At 64.0% G+C, this 19,016-nt stretch carries 19 protein-coding genes; 14 read left to right on the top strand and 5 right to left on the bottom strand.

The genetic code is table 11. From position 1 onward, the window contains the following. Positions 1–82: 82 nt before the first annotated feature. Complete coding sequence (locus tag AC22G6_RS14560) at positions 83–358, bottom strand: hypothetical protein (protein ID WP_487367347.1); 276 nt, start codon at positions 356–358, stop codon at positions 83–85. Positions 359–596: 238 nt separating this feature from the next. Between AC22G6_RS14560 and AC22G6_RS14555 the strand changes: the two genes are divergently transcribed. From AC22G6_RS14555 to AC22G6_RS14505, 11 genes are all read left to right on the top strand, one after another. Then, positions 597–1,022 (top strand): c-type cytochrome, encoded by a 426-nt coding sequence (locus tag AC22G6_RS14555; protein ID WP_108948636.1) that lies wholly within the window; start codon positions 597–599, stop codon positions 1,020–1,022. Between the two features lie 46 nt (positions 1,023–1,068). After that, complete coding sequence (locus tag AC22G6_RS14550; protein WP_108948637.1) at positions 1,069–2,448, top strand: cbb3-type cytochrome c oxidase subunit I; 1,380 nt, start codon at positions 1,069–1,071, stop codon at positions 2,446–2,448. A 243-nt stretch (positions 2,449–2,691) separates the two neighbouring features. After that, a complete protein-coding gene (locus AC22G6_RS14545) occupies positions 2,692–3,153 on the top strand; it encodes a MarR family winged helix-turn-helix transcriptional regulator (RefSeq protein ID WP_234419013.1) in 462 nt (153 codons plus the stop codon). A gap of 46 nt (positions 3,154–3,199) precedes the next feature. Then, positions 3,200–4,411, top strand: a complete 1,212-nt coding sequence (locus AC22G6_RS14540; protein WP_487367346.1) for a multidrug effflux MFS transporter — start codon at positions 3,200–3,202, stop codon at positions 4,409–4,411. Between the two features lie 177 nt (positions 4,412–4,588). After that, positions 4,589–5,194 carry a cytochrome c oxidase subunit 3 family protein gene (locus tag AC22G6_RS14535; RefSeq protein WP_487367345.1) on the top strand — a complete coding sequence of 202 codons (606 nt, stop codon included), beginning with the start codon at positions 4,589–4,591 and terminating at the stop codon, positions 5,192–5,194. After that, entirely contained in the window at positions 5,181–5,480 is a 300-nt protein-coding gene (locus AC22G6_RS14530) for a cytochrome C oxidase subunit IV family protein (protein WP_487367344.1), read from the top strand. Before AC22G6_RS14535 ends, AC22G6_RS14530 begins: the two co-directional genes overlap by 14 nt. Then, a complete protein-coding gene (locus AC22G6_RS14525) occupies positions 5,477–6,277 on the top strand; it encodes a CbbQ/NirQ/NorQ/GpvN family protein (RefSeq protein WP_108975603.1) in 801 nt (266 codons plus the stop codon). The genes AC22G6_RS14530 and AC22G6_RS14525 overlap by 4 nt, the downstream gene beginning before the upstream one ends. 24 nt (positions 6,278–6,301) lie before the next feature. Beyond that, the gene (locus tag AC22G6_RS14520) at positions 6,302–6,709 is read left to right on the top strand and encodes a magnetosome magnetite crystal formation protein family (RefSeq protein ID WP_108948643.1); all 408 of its coding nucleotides are present in this window, start codon (positions 6,302–6,304) and stop codon (positions 6,707–6,709) included. Next, positions 6,702–7,736 carry a 4Fe-4S binding protein gene (locus AC22G6_RS14515; protein WP_487367343.1) on the top strand — a complete coding sequence of 345 codons (1,035 nt, stop codon included), beginning with the start codon at positions 6,702–6,704 and terminating at the stop codon, positions 7,734–7,736. Before AC22G6_RS14520 ends, AC22G6_RS14515 begins: the two co-directional genes overlap by 8 nt. Positions 7,737–7,739: 3 nt before the next feature. Further along, positions 7,740–9,662, top strand: a complete 1,923-nt coding sequence (locus AC22G6_RS14510) for a nitric oxide reductase activation protein NorD (protein ID WP_487367342.1) — start codon at positions 7,740–7,742, stop codon at positions 9,660–9,662. A gap of 5 nt (positions 9,663–9,667) precedes the next feature. Then, positions 9,668–10,435 carry a Crp/Fnr family transcriptional regulator gene (locus tag AC22G6_RS14505; RefSeq protein ID WP_487367341.1) on the top strand — a complete coding sequence of 256 codons (768 nt, stop codon included), beginning with the start codon at positions 9,668–9,670 and terminating at the stop codon, positions 10,433–10,435. Here AC22G6_RS14505 and AC22G6_RS14500 read toward each other — a convergent pair. Next, complete coding sequence (locus tag AC22G6_RS14500; RefSeq protein ID WP_487367340.1) at positions 10,432–11,661, bottom strand: MFS transporter; 1,230 nt, start codon at positions 11,659–11,661, stop codon at positions 10,432–10,434. The two genes, AC22G6_RS14505 and AC22G6_RS14500, sit on opposite strands and share 4 nt — an antisense overlap. A 72-nt stretch (positions 11,662–11,733) precedes the next feature. Here AC22G6_RS14500 and AC22G6_RS14495 point away from each other — a divergent pair, with 72 nt between their 5' ends. Further along, positions 11,734–12,531, top strand: coding sequence for an AraC family transcriptional regulator (locus AC22G6_RS14495; protein WP_487367339.1), 798 nt, complete (start codon positions 11,734–11,736; stop codon positions 12,529–12,531). A 27-nt stretch (positions 12,532–12,558) separates the two neighbouring features. Here the strand turns inward: AC22G6_RS14495 and AC22G6_RS14490 are convergent, their stop codons facing one another. Both AC22G6_RS14490 and nirJ read right to left on the bottom strand, forming a co-directional pair. Further along, positions 12,559–14,130 (bottom strand): cytochrome D1 domain-containing protein, encoded by a 1,572-nt coding sequence (locus tag AC22G6_RS14490; protein ID WP_487367389.1) that lies wholly within the window; start codon positions 14,128–14,130, stop codon positions 12,559–12,561. Continuing rightward, the gene (gene nirJ / locus AC22G6_RS14485; protein ID WP_487367338.1) at positions 14,130–15,338 is read right to left on the bottom strand and encodes a heme d1 biosynthesis radical SAM protein NirJ; all 1,209 of its coding nucleotides are present in this window, start codon (positions 15,336–15,338) and stop codon (positions 14,130–14,132) included. Before nirJ ends, AC22G6_RS14490 begins: the two co-directional genes overlap by 1 nt. Positions 15,339–15,748: 410 nt before the next feature. Between nirJ and AC22G6_RS14480 the strand changes: the two genes are divergently transcribed. Both AC22G6_RS14480 and AC22G6_RS14475 read left to right on the top strand, forming a co-directional pair. Next, a complete protein-coding gene (locus AC22G6_RS14480) occupies positions 15,749–16,561 on the top strand; it encodes a formate/nitrite transporter family protein (protein WP_487367337.1) in 813 nt (270 codons plus the stop codon). A gap of 53 nt (positions 16,562–16,614) precedes the next feature. Beyond that, positions 16,615–18,351, top strand: a complete 1,737-nt coding sequence (locus AC22G6_RS14475) for a bifunctional protein-serine/threonine kinase/phosphatase (RefSeq protein WP_487367336.1) — start codon at positions 16,615–16,617, stop codon at positions 18,349–18,351. A gap of 6 nt (positions 18,352–18,357) precedes the next feature. Here AC22G6_RS14475 and AC22G6_RS14470 read toward each other — a convergent pair whose 3' ends face one another. After that, on the bottom strand, positions 18,358–18,969 hold the full coding sequence (locus tag AC22G6_RS14470; RefSeq protein WP_487367335.1) for a LysE/ArgO family amino acid transporter: 612 nt from the start codon (positions 18,967–18,969) through the stop codon (positions 18,358–18,360). Positions 18,970–19,016: the final 47 nt, after the last annotated feature.

The raw sequence follows: 19,016 nt of genomic DNA, 5'->3' as shown, positions 1-19,016 counted from the left end.
AAAGCCCGACCAGAAATGGTCGGGCTTTTTTACGTCTGTCTGTTCGCGCCTGTTTGTTCGGAGCAGCCGAACGCGAAGCGAATCAGTGCAGCGTCGCGTCCGGTTCGGCACAGACCGGCGCATCAGCGGTTCTGTCCCAGAGATACTTGTCGCCAAGCGCCATCAGGCGGCGCAGTGCGGTGGGCGTGACCAGACAGCGCTCGAAGCAGTCGATGCTCGGGTCAAACGTGCCCAGCACCACCCCAAGCGACATCAGCTCTTCACGATCGGATGCGATCGCAAAAATGTCGACCAGCATTGCGCGGTGGTCTTCGCTCGCCCGCGACGGGGATGACAGAAAAGGGGACATCAGATTCACGATGGAACTCCTGCGCTTGCCAGAACACGCCAATACGACGCCATATGGTGAAAGCATCCCATATTGCAAGGGCGTAAACAAGGAACAAAGTCACACTGAATGTGCCTTGGCGGAATCACCGCCTGTCCGTTCTTGATTCAGATCATGGAGCGCCGGTTCCTGGAAAACCAGAATCCGCCTCACCCAATGGTCACCTTTCATCTTCCGGACATAACGAGACAATCATGAGGAGCACTCCATGAGCGGCATTTTCACCAAGGCAATGGCGCGCAATATCTTCTACGGGGGCACGGTCTTCTTCTTCCTGCTGTTCCTCGCGCTAACCTTCGACACCGAGAAAACCCTTCCCAAACGTGACAACCGCGAGAACCTCACCGCGGAAGTGATCGCAGGCAAGAAGATCTGGGAAACGCGCAACTGCATCGGCTGCCACACCTTGCTCGGTGAAGGCGCCTACTTCGCCCCGGAACTCGGAAACGTCTATACCCGCCGTGGCCCCGAATTCATCAAGGCCTGGATCCAGTCGCAGCCAACGGGCGCCCCCGGTCGCCGTCAGATGCCGAACTTCCACCTCAGCGACGAGGAGCTCGATCACTTGGTCGCCTTCCTGAAGTACAGCTCCGAGATCAACACCGCCAACTGGCCGCCCAACATCGAGGGCTGAGTCGGTACACGACGCATTTCTCGACAGGATTCAAGGGGATATACAGATGCAATACAAATCACAAGCGGTCGCGATGCCGTACTTCATCGCGGCGATCGGCCTGTTCATCGGGCAGATCGTCTTCGGCCTGATCATGGGCCTTCAATACGTGATCGGCGACTTTCTGTTTCCGGAAATTCCGTTCAACGTTGCACGCATGGTGCACACCAACCTGCTGATCGTGTGGCTGCTGTTCGGCTTCATGGGTGCGGCCTACTACATGGTGCCGGAGGAGTCCGAAACCGAGCTGTGGAGCCCGAAACTGGCCTTGGGGCTGTTCTGGATCTTCCTCGCCGCCGGTGCGCTGACCATTCTCGGCTACCTGTTCGTGCCCTACGCGACGCTGGCCGAGATGACCGGAAACGACCTGCTCGCGACCATGGGCCGCGAGTTCCTCGAGCAGCCGCTGCCGACCAAGCTCGGCATCGTCGTGGTCGCGCTGGCCTTCCTGTTCAATATCACCATGACCATGCTCAAGGGCCGCAAGACCGCGATCAGCATGGTGCTGCTGCTCGGTCTGTGGGGTCTGGCGATCTTCTTCCTGTTCTCCTTCGTCAACCCGCACAACCTGGTGCGCGACAAGTTCTACTGGTGGTGGGTGGTGCACCTCTGGGTGGAAGGCGTTTGGGAACTGATCCTCGGCGCACTGCTGGCCTTCGTGCTGATCAAGGTGACCGGTGTCGACCGTGAAGTCATCGAGAAGTGGCTGTACGTCATCATCACCATGACCCTCGTCACCGGCATCATCGGTACCGGCCACCACTACTACTGGATCGGTGCACCGGAGTACTGGCAGTGGTGGGGCTCGATCTTCTCCGCGCTGGAGCCGATCCCCTTCTTCGCCATGACCGTTTTCGCCTTCAACATGGTCAACCGCCGTCGTCGCGAGCATCCGAACAAGGCCGCCGTGCTGTGGGCACTCGGAACCGGCGTGATGGCCTTCCTCGGTGCTGGCGTATGGGGCTTCCTGCACACGCTCGCCCCGGTGAACTTCTACACCCACGGCACGCAGATCACCGCAGCCCACGGTCACATGGCGTTCTACGGTGCGTACGTGATGGTGGTCCTGTGCCTGATCAGCTACGCCATGCCGATTCTGCGTGGTCGCGCCGCCAACTCGAACAAGGCGCAGGTGCTGGAGATGTGGAGCTTCTGGCTGATGACGATCGCCATGGTCTTCATCACCCTGTTCCTGACCGCCGCCGGCATCCTCCAGGTGTGGCTGCAACGGGTGTCGGATACACCGATGTCCTTCATGGCTGCGCAGGACCAGGTGTCGCTGTTTTACTGGATGCGTGAAGGCGCCGGGGTGATGTTCTTCATCGGACTGGTGGTCTATGTGATCAGCTTCTTCGTCAAGGGCGAACCCAGAACGGTAAATAGCTGAAACAGGATGTCTCTCCTATGTCGTCCGGCCTGACCGGACGAGGAGTTGAGGGGTGGCGCAAGCCACCCTTTTTTTGTTCACTTCAAGGACAGACGGCGGGCCCGGCGGCGTTGCGCAACAGGGGCAGACACCCGCTTCATGTGTCGGCTGGAATTGGTTTTTTGCTTGCTGGAAAGCATTCTAAAAACTATACTGCTCAGCATGAACCCAAGATGCCGAACCCGTTGCGAAGACATGCTGCGCATGACTGCCGAGAGCTTTCCCGAGATCCACTCCCCCGGCATGCGCTTTATCGCCCGCGTTTTTCGTCTGCGTGACCTGATCTTCGAGAATGCACAGCGCGAGATGAGCCGCTTCGAGCTCTCGCCGGTCGAGTACTCGGTGCTCGCCACCCTGCGCAAGACGCCCTCACCGCACGCACTCCGCCCCTCGGACATCTACAAAGGCATGCTGATCACCTCGGGCGGCCTCACCAAGGTGCTCAAAGGCCTGGAGCAACGCGGCCTGCTGCTGCGTGAGGACGACGACACCGACCGCCGCGGTTCGCGCGTCCGCCTGACACCGGCGGGTATCGAACTCATCGAAGTCGCAATGAAAACGGTCATCGGCAGCGACATCGCCATGCTCCAGCGGGTCGCCAGCCCGGAACAACTCGACGCGCTCGCAGAAGCGCTGCAACCCTTCACAGAGAACCTCGACCTATGAGAAATGACAAGCCTGAGCCCACCCACCTCCGGGCCGGGAGGCGCAATTGAACCGCGCCGATCGCAGCCCGATGGGCTTTACTGAGTTTGTCGGCTTCATTGCGGCCTGCATGGCGCTCAATGCACTCGCCATCGACGTGATGCTGCCCGCGCTGCCCATGCTTCACGCCGACTTCAGCCTGACCGATCCGAACCAGGCCCAGGCCGTGATCGGGGTGTATCTGCTGGGCATGGGCGCATCGCAGCTTGTGTATGGCCCCTTGTCCGACCGCTATGGCCGTCGCCCTGTGCTCATTGGTGGCCTGATCGTGTTTGCGGTGGCCGGGATGCTTTCGTCCCTGACCGACAGTTTCGCCACCCTGCTTGCGGCCCGCCTGCTGCAGGGTGTCGGCGCAGGTGCGCCGCGCGTCATCGCAGTGTCGCTCGCCCGTGACAAGTACTCCGGCGCCCAGATGGGCAAGGTCATGTCACTGGCGATGATGGTCTTCATGGCCGTGCCGATTCTCGCACCTTCGATGGGGCAGCTGATCCTGCTGGTCGCGCCCTGGCGCTGGGCCTTTGGCGCACTGGTCATTGCCGGCGCTGCCGTCCTGACCTGGACCCTGCTGCGGTTGCAGGAATCCCTGCCCGAGGAGCACAGGCGTGCCATCTCGCCGCGCGCAATCTTTGGTGCCTACCGCATCACCCTCACCACCCGGACCTCGGTGGGCTACATGCTGGCGCTCGGGCTGGTCGTGGGCGGACACATGAGCTTCATCACCTCGGCGCAACAGATCTTCGTCGATGTGTTCGACGTCGGGCGCCGCTTCACCCTGCTGTTTGCCGCAGTCGCGGTAGCGATGGCGGTGGCGGCGTTCACCAATTCGAGGCTGGTGCACCGCTTCGGCATGCGCCGACTGTCACTGACAGGTCTGGTTACGCTCATCGTGTTGAACGTGATCCACCTCGGACTCGCACTGAGCGGCAATGAAACCCTGCCCGCCTTCATGCTGCTGCAGGGCGGCAGCGTGTTCGTGTTCGGTTTTCTGGCCTCCAACCTGAACACCCTGGCGATGGAGCCGCTTGGCCATGTCGCAGGCACCGCATCGTCGATGATCGGCTTTTTCAGCACGGTGACGGGCGCGCTCATCGGCCTCATGGTGGGGCATTTGTTCAATGGCAGCGTATCGCCCCTGGTCGGCGCCTACGTGGTGCTCGGGTCGCTGGCGCTGGCGACGGTGTATTACACGGAACGACCGGCCCCGGCCCTCGCGGCCTGAGGACCACACCGCTCCGTTTCAGACTCGATCCGGAAGCCCCGCCGCCCGCAAGGATGGCGGGGCTTCTGCCATTTCGCCTCAGCGGAGGGGCGGCACCTGCTCACGCGTGGTCGAGCGCCGGGTGCAACTTGTCCGGAATCAAGGCCGGCGACCCCATGCTTTCCTAGACTGCCGGCTATGAACACGCCCGGTCTCGCTTCCACCCTGCCCGATCACGGCCCGGTCGCCGAACAACGACTTGCCGGCGATCTGGCGATCTGGATTTTCATCCTCGCCGAACTGCTGGCCTTCGGTGTGTTCTTCGCCGCCTATGCCTTCACGCGTGCCAACCACATCGAACTGTTCGATGCCGAGCAGCAGGCGCTGCACCGTGGGGCCGGCGCGCTCAACACCGTGCTGCTGCTGACCGCGAGCTACTTCGTGGTACGCGCGGTGCAGGCGGCCGAACAGCGGGCTTCAGCGCTGTCCGCACGCTGGCTGGTGGGCGCAATCGCCTGCGGCAGTGGCTTCGTCATCGTCAAGCTGACCGAATACTCGGCTGCGTTCGAACAGGGCATCAGCCTGTCGAGCAGTCCATTTCACATGTTCTACCTGTCACTCACCTTCTTCCACTTCATGCACGTCATCCTCGGCATGGTGATTCTTGCCGCGCTGTGGCAGGGCGCGCGCAAGGGTCGCTACCAGCCTGGCGACATGAACGGTCTCGAAACCGGCGCGGCCTACTGGCACATGGTGGATCTGGTGTGGCTCATCCTGTTCCCGCTCGTCTATGTCATCCACTGAAAATCGCCCGCCCGTCATGCACGGCACGCCGCGTCGCGCCACCCTGCTGTGGGCGGCGCTGATCGTCGCCACCCTGCTCACCTGGTGGGTCGGCGAAGGCGGTGCCGCCGGCCCTGCCATCGTGGCCCTGCTGGCAGCGATCTCGATCATCAAGGGCAGCATCGTCATCCTCGACTTCATGGCCTTGCGCCATGCGCCGCTGATGTGGCGCCTGATTACCCTCGGCTGGATCACCCTCGTCTGGGTTCTGATCGGCCTTGCCTACTGGAAGGGACTTTACCAATGAAGCTCGAAACGCCGAATCTCGACAACCCGTTCTATCAGCCGGCAGGCAACGAGGTGGATGTCTTCGAGCAGGCCTGGAAGAACCGCCTGCCGCTGCTGATCAAGGGCCCGACCGGTTGCGGCAAGACCCGTTTCGTCGCGCATATGGCGGCACGCCTCGGTTTGCCGCTCTACACCGTGGCCTGCCACGACGATCTCACCGCCGCCGACCTGGTCGGCCGCCACCTGATCGGCGATGGCAAGACCGTCTGGTGCGACGGCCCGCTGACCCGCGCGGTGCGCGAAGGCGGCATCTGCTATCTGGACGAGGTGGTCGAGGCGCGCAAGGACACCACCGTGGTGCTGCATCCGCTCGCCGACGACCGCCGCATCCTGCCGATCGACCGCACCGGCGAACTGCTGCAGGCACCGCCCTCCTTCATGCTGGTAGTGTCCTACAACCCCGGCTATCAGAACCTGCTCAAGGGCATGAAGCCCTCCACCCGGCAGCGCTTCGTCAGCCTGCGCTTCGACTTCCCCGCGCCGGCGCAGGAAGAAGCCATCCTGATCGGTGAAACCGCCTGCGCCCCCGATCTCGCCCGGCGTCTGGTCGGCATTGCCGGTGCCCTGCGCGCACTCAAGGATCGCGACCTCGAGGAGGCCGCGAGCACCCGGCTGCTGATCTATGCTGCGCTGCTGATCAAGGAGGGGATGGACCCGGTTGCCGCCTGCCGCTCAGCCATCGTCGAAAGCCTCACCGACGACGTCGAAACCGTTGAAGCGCTGATGGAAGTGGTTGCCGCCACTTTCGGCCGCTGATCGCGGCCGCGGGCAGAACAGCACATGGCCATCGAACGCAGTGATCCGCTCAAGAATCTGATGCCGGGACCGCCCATCGCGGTCGCCGCCGAGGCCTTGTTCATCATCAACCTGATGCTGCTGCCGGGCATCGCCTTCATTGCGCTGGTGGTGATGTGGGTGATGCATGGCAAGCACCCCGACCCACTGGTGCGCAACCACCTGCGTCAGACGGTGGTGACCTGTCTGTGGGGGGGCAGCCTGCTGGTGTCGATCAGCGTGGGCATCTTCCTGCTGGGCGGCTTCGACAACCCGTGGTCGTGGGTGATCGGGGTGCTGTACTTCACGCTCTTTCACGCCGGGCTGATCCTGCTGGGCGTGATGGGCCTGGTCCGCGCAATCAATGGCCGCACCTGGCGCTACCCGGTGTTCGGCCCCCGCCGCGATGACTGAGGCTGCAGTGACGTCTGCCGCACCTGCCCGCGCCCAGGGCAAGGCTGCGCGCGTCATCCCGATTGCGGTCGAGGGTCGCACGCCGCCGCGCGCGCTGCAGCGCCGTCGTCTGCTGTTTCAGGTGGGCTTTTTCCTGCTTTTCATCCTGGCACCGGTGTTCGACCTGTTCCGCTACGATCTCGACGCCGGCCACGCCTGGCTGCTCGGCTTCGAATGGCGTCTCGGGCTCGACGACTTCCTGGCCGGGCGCATCGGTGCGCTCGAAGCCGGAGCCAACGTTCTGCTGCGTCTGTTCGTGCCGATTCTTGTCGGTGCGGGCGCCTTCCTCTATGTCGCGTGGCGCTGGGGGCGGCTTTACTGCGGCTGGCTGTGCCCGCACTTCTCGGTGGTCGAGACCATCAACACGCTGATGCTGCGCGCCTCGGGAAAGCCCAGCGTATGGGAAAAGGCGCCCATCACACCGTGGTTGCCCGCTGGCGGCAAACGCAAACCGGATGCGCGCTGGTGGGGCCTGGTCGTGCCCGCGGCAGTCGCCTTCGCCTTCACCTGGGCCGTGGTCTTCCTGACCTATCTGCTGCCGCCGGGCGAGGTGTATGGAAACCTCATCCACGGCACGCTCACGCGAAACGAGACGATTTTCATCCTTGCCGCCACCACGGTGCTGTCGATGGAGTTTCTGTTCGCACGCCATCTGTTCTGCCGCTACGCCTGCGCGGTCGGGCTGTTTCAGAGTCTGGCATGGATGAGCAACCCGAAGGCAATGGTGGTCGGTTTCCTGCGCGCACGGGCAAGCGACTGCAGCACCTGCCTGCCCGAAAAGCAGTCGGCCTGCGATGCGGTATGCCCGATGCGGCTCACCCCTCGCAACATCAAGCGCCACATGTTTACCTGCACCCAGTGTGCGCAATGCGTCGATGCCTGCGGCGAAACCCAGGCCGACAACCCGGACGGTCCCTTGCTGCACTGGGTCAGTGACGAGGCCGCGAGGCAGAACGAAGCCGGTTTTCGCGCCGGCAGGGAGCGCTAGGCCATGGAAGAAGTCGTCGGCAAACTCTGGCACCGGCTCGTGACCCGCGCCGCCGGCGGCAGTTTCCCGGAAGCCGCGGTGACCCTCAAGGAAACCGGGCGCTCGGTGGGCATTCTGTTTCGCGCGCTCGGCGGCGACGGCGGCCTGCGCGTTGCAGCATCTGCCGCGGATACGCACGGCGCACGCCGCAGCTGGCTGGCGCGCCTTGCAGGCAGTGGCGAGAGACTGGCGCGCGCGAGCATGGACGAAAACACCCTGCGCCTGCCGCCGCGGATCGACGCCTTTGCCGAACGCGACCTGAACCGTGAGCTCTACCTGTGGCTGTCGGCGCTTGCCGCCGCCCACGCCGAAATGGCGCAGATGCCGCCCGACGATGCGAGAGGCGCCAGCCACAGTCACGCCGGGCACAGTCAGGAAACGCGCGAGTTGCTGCTCAACCAGCGCGCCGTGCGGCACACGCTGGCACGCTGGCCGGGCCTCGTTCCGCGCTACCGGCGCCTGGCCGCAGCCACGCTTGCGCAGCGCCCCGACCCGGCAAAGCTGCCGCCATCCGAGGGCGAACGCGAGCGCGCGCTGCGCCGCGCCATCGACGACCCAGGCAGCGTGAGCGCGCTGCCGCCGGTTGAGGCCGACGCACCTTCGGCACAACCGGTGCTGCTGTGGCTGACGCTGCCCGCCGCACGGGCGCCCGAGCCCGCGCGCAGTGCCGGCCAGGACGGCAAACAGGGCGAGACTCCACCGGGCGGATCGGGCAAGCCCGACGAGACCGAGCACACTGCGCACAAGGCCGAACGGGTCGATGCACCGCCCGAAAAGCACGGCCTGCTGATGTTCTTCCGCGCCGAAAGCCTGCTGTCGGTGGCGGAGTTCATCAAGGTCAATCGCAGCGAAGACGATGACCCCGATCCCAATGCGGCCGCCGCTGCCGCCACTCTCGATCAGCTGTCGCTGACACGCGACGGCGAACGCACCGCGTCGAAAGTGCGATTCGACCTCGACCTGCCCTCTGCCGCCGAGGACGACGTCGTGCTTGGCGCAGGCATCCCCTTGCCGGAATGGGATTACCGCAAGAGCCGTCTGCTGGAGGATCACGTGCGCCTGCTGGAGATGGCTGCCGCTGCCGACGATCCGCGCGCGGCCCCAGTGCCGCTGCCCGATCGCCTGCGCCGCACCGCACGCCGGCTGCACCAGCAGTTCTCGATGCTGCAGCCCGGACGGCGCTGGATCAAGGGCCAGGTTGACGGCAGCGAACTCGACATCGACGCCGTCGTGCGTTCATCCACCGACCGCGCCTGCGGCAGACAGGGCAGCGACCAACTGTGGCTGACGCTGGAAAAACGCGAGCGCGACCTCGCCTGTCTAGCGCTTGCAGACCTGTCGCTCTCCACCGACACCTGGATCTCGAGCGAAGCCCGCGTCATCGACGTCATCCGCGACAGCCTGCTGCTGTTCGGCGAGGCCTTGTCGGCCACCGGCGACCGCTTTGCGCTGTGCGGCTTCTCCTCGGTGAAGCGCAACAACGTGCGCTTCCACCACCTGAAGCGTTTCGACGACCGCTTCGACGACCGCATCCGCGGCCGCATCTCCGCCATCAAACCCGGCTATTACACGCGGCTCGGTGCCGCCATCCGCCATGCGACCAGCCTGCTCGACGGCCAGCGTGCCAGCCGCCGCATCCTGCTCATCCTGTCGGACGGCAAGCCGAACGACCTCGATCTTTACGACGGTCGCTACGGCATCGAAGACACGCGGATGGCGGTGATCGAGGCCCGCCTGTGCGGCGTGGTGCCGTTCTGCGTCACCATCGACCGCGAGGGTGCGGCCTACCTGCCCCACCTGTTCGGCCCCGCCGGCTTCGCGGTGATCCGCAAACCGGAAGAACTCCCGGCCCGCCTGCCGATGTTCTACGCCCAGCTCACGAGGTAATTGTGATGAACCGCTGTGACGAATTCTGCCGTGCCGCAATGCAGGACACGGACACCTCGGAACCGGCCGCGCCCGGCGAAAACACGCGCATCGCCCAGTTGCTCGCCAGTGCCAGCCTGTTTGCCGGCCTGACCCCGGCCGAGATCGCACCCTTTGCCCGTGGCGCACGCGAGACCTCGATCACCAAGGGTGACATCCTGTTTCACCGCGGCGACGCCTGCACCGGCTTCCACCTGATCCTCAGTGGTCAGATCAAGCTCGCCTTCATCTCCGCCGAGGGCAACGAGAAGGTGGTCGAGATCCTGAGCCGGGGCCAGAGCTTCGGCGAGGCCGTGATGTTCATGGATAAGCCCTACGTGGTGATGGCGCAGGCGCTGACCGACTGCTCGCTGCTGCACATCGCCAAACAGGTGGTCTTCGACGAAATGGGGCGCGACCCGATCTTCTGCCGCAAGATCATCGCCGGCCTGTCACGGCGACTGCATCAGCTGATGAGCGACGTCGAGAGCTACTCGCTGCGCTCGGGGCGCGACCGCATCATCGGCTACCTGTTGCGCGAGGAAGGCCTGGGCAGTGACGACGACGTCCTCACCACCGGGCCGGTGTCGATCCGGCTGCCGACCAGCAAGGGCATCATCGCCTCGCGCCTGAACCTGACCCAGGAGCACTTCTCGCGCATTCTCCACGAGCTGATCGAGTCCGGCCTGATCCAGGTTCAGGGCCGCAACATCCACGTACCGGACCTCGGCCGGCTGCGTGCGACCTTGAGCTAGCGCCGCTCGATATCGGGCAGCAGGACCGTCAGCAAGCCGATCAACGGCAGAAAGGCACACACCTGATAGACGGTCGCGATGTCGGTCGCATCCGCCAGCCGGCCAAGCAGCGCCGCGCCAATGCCGGCAAGCCCGAACGCGACGCCGAAGAACAGTCCCGATATCGCCCCCACCTTGCCCGGCACGAGCTCCTGCGCGTAGACCAGGATGGCCGAGAATGCCGAGGACAGGATGAGTCCGATCACCCCCGACAGCACCGCGGTCCACATCAGGCCGACGTGCGGCAGCATCAGCGCAAACGGTGCCACGCCCAGGATCGATGCCCAGATCACGCGCTTGCGTCCGATGCGATCGCCGACCGGGCCGCCCGCCACCGTGCCCGCGGCGACCGCCAGCAGGAATCCGAACAGGTACATCTGTGCCGTCTGCAGCGGCAGTGCGAACTTCTCCATCAGGTAGAAGGTGTAGTAGTTCTGCAGGCTCGCCATGTAGAAGAACTTGGAGAACAGCAATCCACCGAGCACGGCCAGCGAGAAGCCCACCTGGCGACGGCTGAGCGTGTGCCCCGGGCTGGCCTTCATGCGCTTGCGGAAACCCGCCACATGCACCGCCGCCCAGCGCCCGACCTGGGATAGCACGATGGCGCCTGTCAGTGCAGCAAGTGAAAACCATGCGGCGCTGCCCTGCCCGAACGGTACGATCACCAAGGCGGCGAGCAGCGGGCCGAGCGCCGTTCCGAGGTTGCCCCCGATCTGGAACAGCGATTGCGAAAGCCCCGGCCGTGCGCCAGCAGCCATGCGCGCCACCCGCGACGACTCGGGGTGGAAGATCGACGAACCCATTCCCACCAGCGATGCCGCCAGCAACACCGCGCCGAAACTCGACGCCTGCGACAGCAGCAACAGCCCGACCATGGTGAAGCAACTGCTCAATGGCAACAGCCAGGGCTTAGGGCGGTGATCGGTGTATAGACCGATGAGCGGCTGCAGGAGCGACGCGGTGAACTGGAAGGCCAGCGTGATCATGCCCACTTGGGCAAAGGAAAAGCTCATGCGTTGCTTGAGGATCGGATAGATCGCGAGCAGCACCGACTGCATCATGTCGTTGAGCAGGTGCGAGAAACTGATCGCGGCGATCACCACGAAGGTCGTGTTGTTGAGCACGTCGTGCGCAGTGCCGGGGGTCGCGTCGGCAAGTGCCGTGTCGGCGGTGAGTGTCTTTTCCATGACCATCAGCAAGAATTGTTCAGGCCTGAAGTCTAGAATGACAAGTTCTGAATTGTCCCGACAAAAACCATCGTGAATCGGACAAACGATATCGACTGCATCACCGTCAGCCATGACGACGAGTACCAGACCCTGCCGCACCCGGTCACGGTCAAGGCGCGCGACTACCGCAGTGGTCAAACGCCGTTCCACCGCCATCCACGCGCACAGCTGATTTACGCCGGCAGCGGCGTGATGCGGGTCGAAACCGCAGAAGGCTGCTGGGTAGTGCCGCCGGTGCGCGGGGTATGGATTCCAGCCGATATCGACCACAAGGTCATCATGCTCGGGCCGGTGGAGATGCGCACCCTGTACATCCGCCCCGAAGCCGCCCCCGAACTCCCGGACCGCTGCTGCCTGATCGAGGTCAGCCCGCTGTTGCGCGCCCTGATCCTGGCCCTGCTCGACGAACCGCTGGCCTACGATCTCGGCGGTCGCGCGGGCCAGATTGCCGCACTCACGCTACAGGAACTGCACGTATTGCAGATCCCGGCGCTGCATCTGCCGATGCCGGCCGAACCACGCCTGCTCGCCTTGTGCCGCGCGCAGATCGAACACCCGGACAACCCGGAAACACTGGAGTCGCTGGCTGCGCGCCACGCCACCAGCAGCCGCACCCTGGCACGCCTGTTCGCACGCGAAACCGGCATGAGCTTTCGCCAGTGGCGGCAGCAGGCGCGGCTGGTCGATGCCTTGGGGCAACTTGCCAACGGCGTGCCGGTGGCGCGCGTGGCCGACCGACTCGGCTATCGCAATGCGAGCGCCTTCACCGCGATGTTCCGCCGTACGCTCGGTATCGAACCACGACGCTATTTCAGCAACGACAATTGAGACACCACCGCGCGCGATGGCGTCACGTCAGTGGCTGGTGCCCTCGTCGCGGGTGATCTTGTTCCACACGTTGTACTTGCCCACCGGCTTCTTCATCGGCAGCCGCTTGACTTCTTCCAGCGTCTGCGCATCAAGCACGACGATGGCGCCGTCCTGCTCCCACAGGCTGGCGAGCGCATAGCGACCATCACGGGTGAATTCGATGTGGGCAAGGGTCTGGCCCGGTTCGGCGGTGATCTCCTTCACCACTTCCAGCGTCTGCTTGTCGATCACCTGCAGGATGTGGCTCGCCTCGCGGCTCATCATCGAATCGACAAAGGCGTAGCGGCTGTTCTCATGGCTGCGCAGGAAGAATCCCGGGCCGCGGGTCGGGATGCGGCGGACGACCTCCCAGGTCTTCATGTCGATGACGGTGACCTCGCCCGACTTGAGGTTGGTGCTCGCCATCACCGTGCGCTCGATGCCGCTGGCGTCGCGCCATGCCCAGGTGATGCCCGACCCGAGGTGCGGCATGCCGTCCAGCGGCAGACTGGCCACCTTGCGCCGTGCATCCAGATTCACCACCTGCCCCTCGCCCTTGCGCGAGGCACCCATCACCTGACGGTAATCCTGATCGAAGTAGAAGTCGTCGAGTACATCCTCCAGCGGTGTGCGGCGGGCGTTGAGGAAGCCGGGCTTGGCCACGCCCTCCTTCATGCGGTAGTCGTGCACATAGCCGTCGTAGATTGGCTCGACCTTCTCGTCGTAGCTGATCTCCCACAGCTCTGGAATGTCCTTCATCGCGGCGACAAAGCTCTTGCGCGGTGCGGCGTCATAGACCGCCGAGACACGCGAGCTGCGGCTGCCGTCGAGCGTCGTCGCATCCATTACCTTGACCAGATTGAGCTCGGCGTCGAACAGCACCAGATCCTGCGGCAGGTAGTTGGCCGCGATCACGAAGCGCCCGTCAGACGACACCGCCACGTTGCGGGTGTTGATGCCCGCGCGCACTTCGGCGATGACTTTCAGATTCCACAGATCGAACTTGGTGATCCAGCCATCCCGCGAGGCGAAGAAGACATAACGCCCGTCGGCAGTGAACTTCGGTCCGCCATGCAGGGCGAAGCGGGACTGGAAGCGGTAGATGGGTTCGAGCCTGTCGCCGTCGAGGACCGACACGTGATGGTCACCGGTTTCCACCACCAGAAAGAGGTTGAGCGGATCGGCGCTGAACACCGGTGTCGGCGACAGCGTCGCGGGGTCGGTGTGCTGGATGCGCGAGGCGCGAATGTCGGACTCGGTCCATTTGGGCGCCGGCGTGACCGGCGTGTAGATCCATTCGGCAAGGGCGGCGATCTCGTCCTTGCTCAAGACCTCGGCAAACGCCGGCATCTGCGTGGCTGCGCGCCCGCCGGTGATGACCTTGACCGCCTCCCCCTTGCGCAGCCGGGCGAGATTGTCGGGCAGCAGCGCCGGGCCCATGCTGCCCAGACGATCCGGCGCATGACAGGCCGCGCAATGCTGCTGGTAGTTCCGGGCGGTGGCCGGCGCCCCCTCATCGGCCCACGCCGGCAGTGCCAGTGCGATCAGCGCGGCTGCAATCGATGTCGGCAGGCGCATCATGAGCCCACCTTTTCAATCCGCGTCCATGGCGTGTTGAGCACACGCACGGAGCCGTAGTCCGCCGCATCCACGCCGATCTCCGCATCGCTCAGATAGCACGCGGGGTCTTCCGCCCACGGGTTGCCGGTGATCTGTTCCGCACGCACGCGCGAACTGCCATTGCAGATGTCGAGATACCTGCAGGCTCCGCACCGCCCCTCGAGCTTGCGCGGATGCGGCTTGAGCCCGGCCAGCAGCGGATTCGACAGATCGTTCCAGATCTCGCCAAAGGCCCGCTCCCGCACATTGCCCAGGGGGATGTGCCACCACATAGTGTCCGGGTGAACCACGCCGAGATTGTCGATGTTCGCAACGTTCACGCCGCTGGCGTTCCCGCCCCACTGGCGCAGCTTGCCCTCGATGTGTTCGGCATGCTGCGGAAAGCGGCGCCGCACCCAGTGCAGCAGGAACACGCCATCGGCATCGTTGTTTCCGGTCACGAAGTCCTTCTCGATGCCGCGCTGGTGAAGTTCGAGACAGGTTTCGAACAGAAGCTCCATGGCGTCGCGGGTGGTGCGGTGCTGGGCATCGTCGCCACGGTGCTTGTTGCCGCGTCCCGCGTAATTGAGGTGAGAGAAGTAGAACTTGTCGATCGCCTCCTCCTCCACCAGTCGCAGCAGTCCGCGCAGGTCGTGGGCGTTGTCCTCGGTCATGGTGTAGCGCACGCCGACCTTGATCCCGCGCTCAACGCACAGACGGATGCCCGCCATCGAAGCATCGAATGCGCCTGCCTTGCGCCGGAAGCGGTCGTGGGTGTCGGCAATGCCGTCGAGACTGACGCCGACGTAGTCGAAACCGATGTCGTCGATCGCGTCGATATTGCCTTTGTCGATCAGCGTGCCGTTGGACGACAGGGCAACATAGAACCCCATCTCCTTGGCCTGCCGGGCAATGTCGAAAATGTCCGCTCGCAGCAGCGGTTCACCGCCCGACAGGATCAGCACCGGCACCCGCGCCGCCTTGAGGTCACCCATCACCCGGTACACCTCGCCGGTAGACAGCTCCCCGGCGAAGTCCGTATCCGCAGAAATCGAGTAACAGTGCTTGCAGGTCAGGTTGCAGCGCCGGATCAGGTTCCAGATGACGACCGGCCCTGGCGGATTGTGCCGGGGCGCGACCGGGGTGGGATGATCAAGCTCGCGGATGAACTGGGATATGCGGAACATGACGGTCTGGCCTCCTGGTTCCCCGGATTACACCGCACCACGACATGACAATAAATGATGCGGGTCAAGCAAGGGGGCCGATCCCCTGTCGCCGCAGGTTTTTGCATTGCACCAAAAACAGGCAACTCGCGCCCCCCGCGCCCCAATCGGGGGAGCAAAAAGCGCTTCAGAACCGGGCGATCAAGGCAGGAACCCCGGATTCATGGGCTTTTCCATGCTGGCACGCTACATGCTTTTCATAAATCAGCTCGGGCCAACGGCGGCCTGAGGCATGTGCAACAGGGCATCAACCTGAATCAGCGCAGCAAATGGACAACGGCGTCCATTTCCACCCTTCGTTTCCGAGGGCGTGGAGATGGACGCTTTTTTGCGTTCACACGGCTTGCTCACCACTCACCCAGGGGAAAATCATGTCATATATCGCGCCCGCAGAATTCGTCACCAAGATGGTTGACGCAGGAGAGTCGAAGATCTTCATGTCGACTCGCGACACACTGGTCCGCGCCTACATGGCCGGCGCCATTCTTGCGCTGGCCGCGGCCTTCGCGGTCACCATCACCGTGCAGACGGGGCAACCGCTTGCCGGCGCCATGCTGTTCCCGGTCGGCTTCTGCCTGTTGTACCTGCTGGGCTTCGACCTGCTTACCGGCGTGTTCACGCTCTGCCCGCTCGCGCTCATCGACAAGCGCCCCGGCGTCACCGTCAATGGCGTGTTGCGCAACTGGGGCCTGGTGTTCGTCGGCAACTTCGCCGGCGCGCTGACGGTAGCGGTGATGATGGCGATCATCTTCACCTTTGGCTTCACCGAAGCACCCAGCATCGTTGGCCAGAAGATCGGCTCCATCGGTGAAGGACGCACCGTCGGTTACGCAGATCACGGCGCGGCCGGCATGCTCACGCTGTTCATCCGCGGCGTGCTGTGCAACTGGATGGTATCGACCGGCGTTGTCGCCGCGATGATGTCGACCAGCGTGTCGGGCAAGGTCATTGGCATGTGGATGCCGATCATGCTGTTCTTCTACATGGGCTTCGAGCATTCGATCGTAAACATGTTCCTGTTCCCGTCCGGCCTGATGCTCGGCGGCAACTTCTCGATCTACGACTACCTGGTGTGGAACGAAATCCCGACCGTCGTCGGCAACCTGGTCGGCGGCCTCGCCTTCGTCGGCCTCACGCTCTACTCCACCCACGTGCGCACCGCCCCCAAGCGCAGCGCTGTCTGAACCATCATCCGGCACACGGGCCCCACAGATCGCGGGGCCCGTGCCCATGACAGATGTCGAGCACACTCTCGCTGAGCGCCGGCCAGTACTCCGACAAGGGGCGCAAGGAAATCAACCAGGATTTTCATGGCCTGAGCATCCCTGACGGCCCCCTGCTGAACACGAAGGGCATCGCCATCGCCCTCGCTGACGGCATCAGCAGCAGCGATGTCAGCCACGTCGCCAGCGCAGCCGCGGTCCGGAGCTTTCTTGACGACTACTACTGCACCTCGGAAGCATGGACGGTCAGGACCGCTGCGCAGCGCGTGCTCGAAGCGACCAACTCCTGGCTGTACGCGCAGACCCGCCAGAGCCCCTACCGTTACGACGGCGACCGTGGTTATGTGTGCACCCTCAGCGCCCTGATCATCAAGTCCGCAACGGCCCACATCTTCCATATCGGCGACAGCCGGATCTACCGCCTGCGGGACTCGAATCTCGAACAACTCACCGACGACCATCGGATCGTCGTGTCGCATGACACCCACTACCTCGCCCGCGCCCTCGGGATTTCCGCACAACTGGATATCGAATATCAGCGCCTGGCAGTGAAAGAGGGCGACATCTTCGTGCTGGCCACCGACGGGGTGTACGAATTCGCCTCGCCCCGCTTCATCGTCGACGCCATCAGCGAAGCCGCGATGGATCTCGACGCCGCGGCACGGAGCATCGCTGAAGAAGCCCTCACCCGCGGCAGCACCGACAACCTGACGATACAGATCGCACGCGTCGACACCGTGCCCGACGGGACAGCGGCCGAACACAGGCAGCAATGGCTCGACCTGCCACCCGCCCCCATCCTCCAGCCGCGCATGCTGTTCGACGGCTACCGGATCATTCGCGAAATACACGGCAACAGCCGCAGCCACATCTACCTCGCCGAGGACGGCAACAGCGCCACACGGGTGGCAATCAAGATCCCCTCGGTCGATCTGCGCGGCGATCCCGCCTATCTGGAAAGATTCATGCTGGAAGAATGGATCGCGCGCCGCATCAACAGCGCGCACGTCCTCAAACCCAGCACGCTGAAGCGGCAGCGCACCGCGCTCTATGTCGTCACCGAGTTCATCGAAGGCCAGACGCTGGCGCAATGGATGATCGACAACCCGGCGCCACCGATCGAAACCGTGCGCGACATCGTCGAACAGATCGCGAAAGGCCTGCTCGCCTTCCATCGCATGGAGATGCTGCACCAGGATCTGCGCCCGAACAACATCATGATCGACAAGGCCGGCACGGTGAAGATCATCGATTTCGGTGCGACGCGCGTGGCCGGCCTGATCGAATCGGAAACGACGACCCTGCAGCCGCACATTCTCGGCACCGCCCAGTACACCGCGCCGGAATACTTTCTCGGCGAAGCGGGTACGCCCTGCGCTGACCTGTTCTCGCTTGGCGTCATCACTTACCAGATGCTGAGCGGCCGCCTGCCCTACGGCGCCGAGATTGCAAAAACCCGCAGCAAGGCCGCGCAGCGAAAGCTGAAGTACGCCTCGGTGCTCGACGACTACCGCGAGATTCCAGCCTGGATCGACCCGGTCCTCGCCAAGGCCGTTCACCCGGACCCGAACAAGCGCTACCAGGAACTCTCCGAATTCATCTACGACCTCAGGCACCCCAACAACACGCTGCTGGGCAAGGGGCCACCGCCGCTCATCGAACGCAATCCGCTGGTGTTCTGGCAAGCCCTGTCGTTCTGTCTGAGCCTGCTCGTGCTGCTGCTGTTGAGCACCAGTTCGCTGGTGAAATAGGCGACCTCAGGCAGACAGGATCAGCCACGCAGCAATGCCCCACAGCATCAGGGCCACGCCGCCATCGAGAACCTGCCATGCACGCGGGCGCCTGAACACCGGGGCCAGCAACCTTGCGCCGTAGCCCAGCAGCACGAACCAGCACACCGAACCGGCAATCGCACCCGCAGTGAACAACGGACGCAGTTCCGCCGCCTGGCTGTTGCCGATTGAACCCAGCAACACCACGGTATCGAGATAGGCATGCGGATTGAGCAGACTGAAGCCGGCAGCCGTCAGCAGTGCCTGGCGCCAGGTCAGGCGGCGACGCTGACCGGCGTCCGCCTGCAGGCTGCCACCCGCAAGTGCCGAGCGCAGTGAGCGCAGCCCGTACCAGCCGAGGAAAGCCGCGCCGCCGTAGCGGGCCGCCTCCATCCAGTCGGGATTGGCCGAGAACACTGCACCCAGTCCGTTCATGCCGAGCAAAATCAGGCTGATGTCGCACAGGACCGACACCACGACCGTGAGCAGTACATGTTCGCCACGCAGCCCCTGACGCAGCACATGTGCGTTCTGTGCGCCGATGGCCATGATGAGTCCGAGGGTCAGCATAAACCCGTTCAGAAAGCCGGCATTCATGATCAAGCTCCAGTGAATCCCAGACCGCCTGTGCCACGTCGCCGGAT

The organism is Parazoarcus sp. PS-13 R2A (assembly GCF_057621855.1).
This window is presented reverse-complemented; position numbering and strand designations above follow the sequence as displayed.

Bases quoted from the DNA above. Each gene is read 5' to 3' on its own strand.
- AC22G6_RS14555 (WP_108948636.1), top strand. From the start codon at position 597: ATGAGCGGCATTTTCACCAAGGCAATGGCGCGCAATATCTTCTACGGG.
- AC22G6_RS14550 (WP_108948637.1), top strand. From the start codon at position 1,069: ATGCAATACAAATCACAAGCGGTCGCGATGCCGTACTTCATCGCGGCG.
- AC22G6_RS14545 (WP_234419013.1), top strand. From the start codon at position 2,692: ATGACTGCCGAGAGCTTTCCCGAGATCCACTCCCCCGGCATGCGCTTT.
- AC22G6_RS14535 (WP_487367345.1), top strand. From the start codon at position 4,589: ATGAACACGCCCGGTCTCGCTTCCACCCTGCCCGATCACGGCCCGGTC.
- AC22G6_RS14530 (WP_487367344.1), top strand. From the start codon at position 5,181: ATGTCATCCACTGAAAATCGCCCGCCCGTCATGCACGGCACGCCGCGT.
- AC22G6_RS14525 (WP_108975603.1), top strand. From the start codon at position 5,477: ATGAAGCTCGAAACGCCGAATCTCGACAACCCGTTCTATCAGCCGGCA.
- AC22G6_RS14520 (WP_108948643.1), top strand. From the start codon at position 6,302: ATGGCCATCGAACGCAGTGATCCGCTCAAGAATCTGATGCCGGGACCG.
- AC22G6_RS14515 (WP_487367343.1), top strand. From the start codon at position 6,702: ATGACTGAGGCTGCAGTGACGTCTGCCGCACCTGCCCGCGCCCAGGGC.
- AC22G6_RS14510 (WP_487367342.1), top strand. From the start codon at position 7,740: ATGGAAGAAGTCGTCGGCAAACTCTGGCACCGGCTCGTGACCCGCGCC.
- AC22G6_RS14505 (WP_487367341.1), top strand. From the start codon at position 9,668: ATGAACCGCTGTGACGAATTCTGCCGTGCCGCAATGCAGGACACGGAC.
- AC22G6_RS14500 (WP_487367340.1), bottom strand. From the start codon at position 11,661: ATGGAAAAGACACTCACCGCCGACACGGCACTTGCCGACGCGACCCCC.
- AC22G6_RS14490 (WP_487367389.1), bottom strand. From the start codon at position 14,130: ATGCGCCTGCCGACATCGATTGCAGCCGCGCTGATCGCACTGGCACTG.
- nirJ (WP_487367338.1), bottom strand. From the start codon at position 15,338: ATGTTCCGCATATCCCAGTTCATCCGCGAGCTTGATCATCCCACCCCG.
- AC22G6_RS14480 (WP_487367337.1), top strand. From the start codon at position 15,749: ATGTCATATATCGCGCCCGCAGAATTCGTCACCAAGATGGTTGACGCA.
- AC22G6_RS14475 (WP_487367336.1), top strand. From the start codon at position 16,615: ATGTCGAGCACACTCTCGCTGAGCGCCGGCCAGTACTCCGACAAGGGG.
- AC22G6_RS14470 (WP_487367335.1), bottom strand. From the start codon at position 18,969: ATGAATGCCGGCTTTCTGAACGGGTTTATGCTGACCCTCGGACTCATC.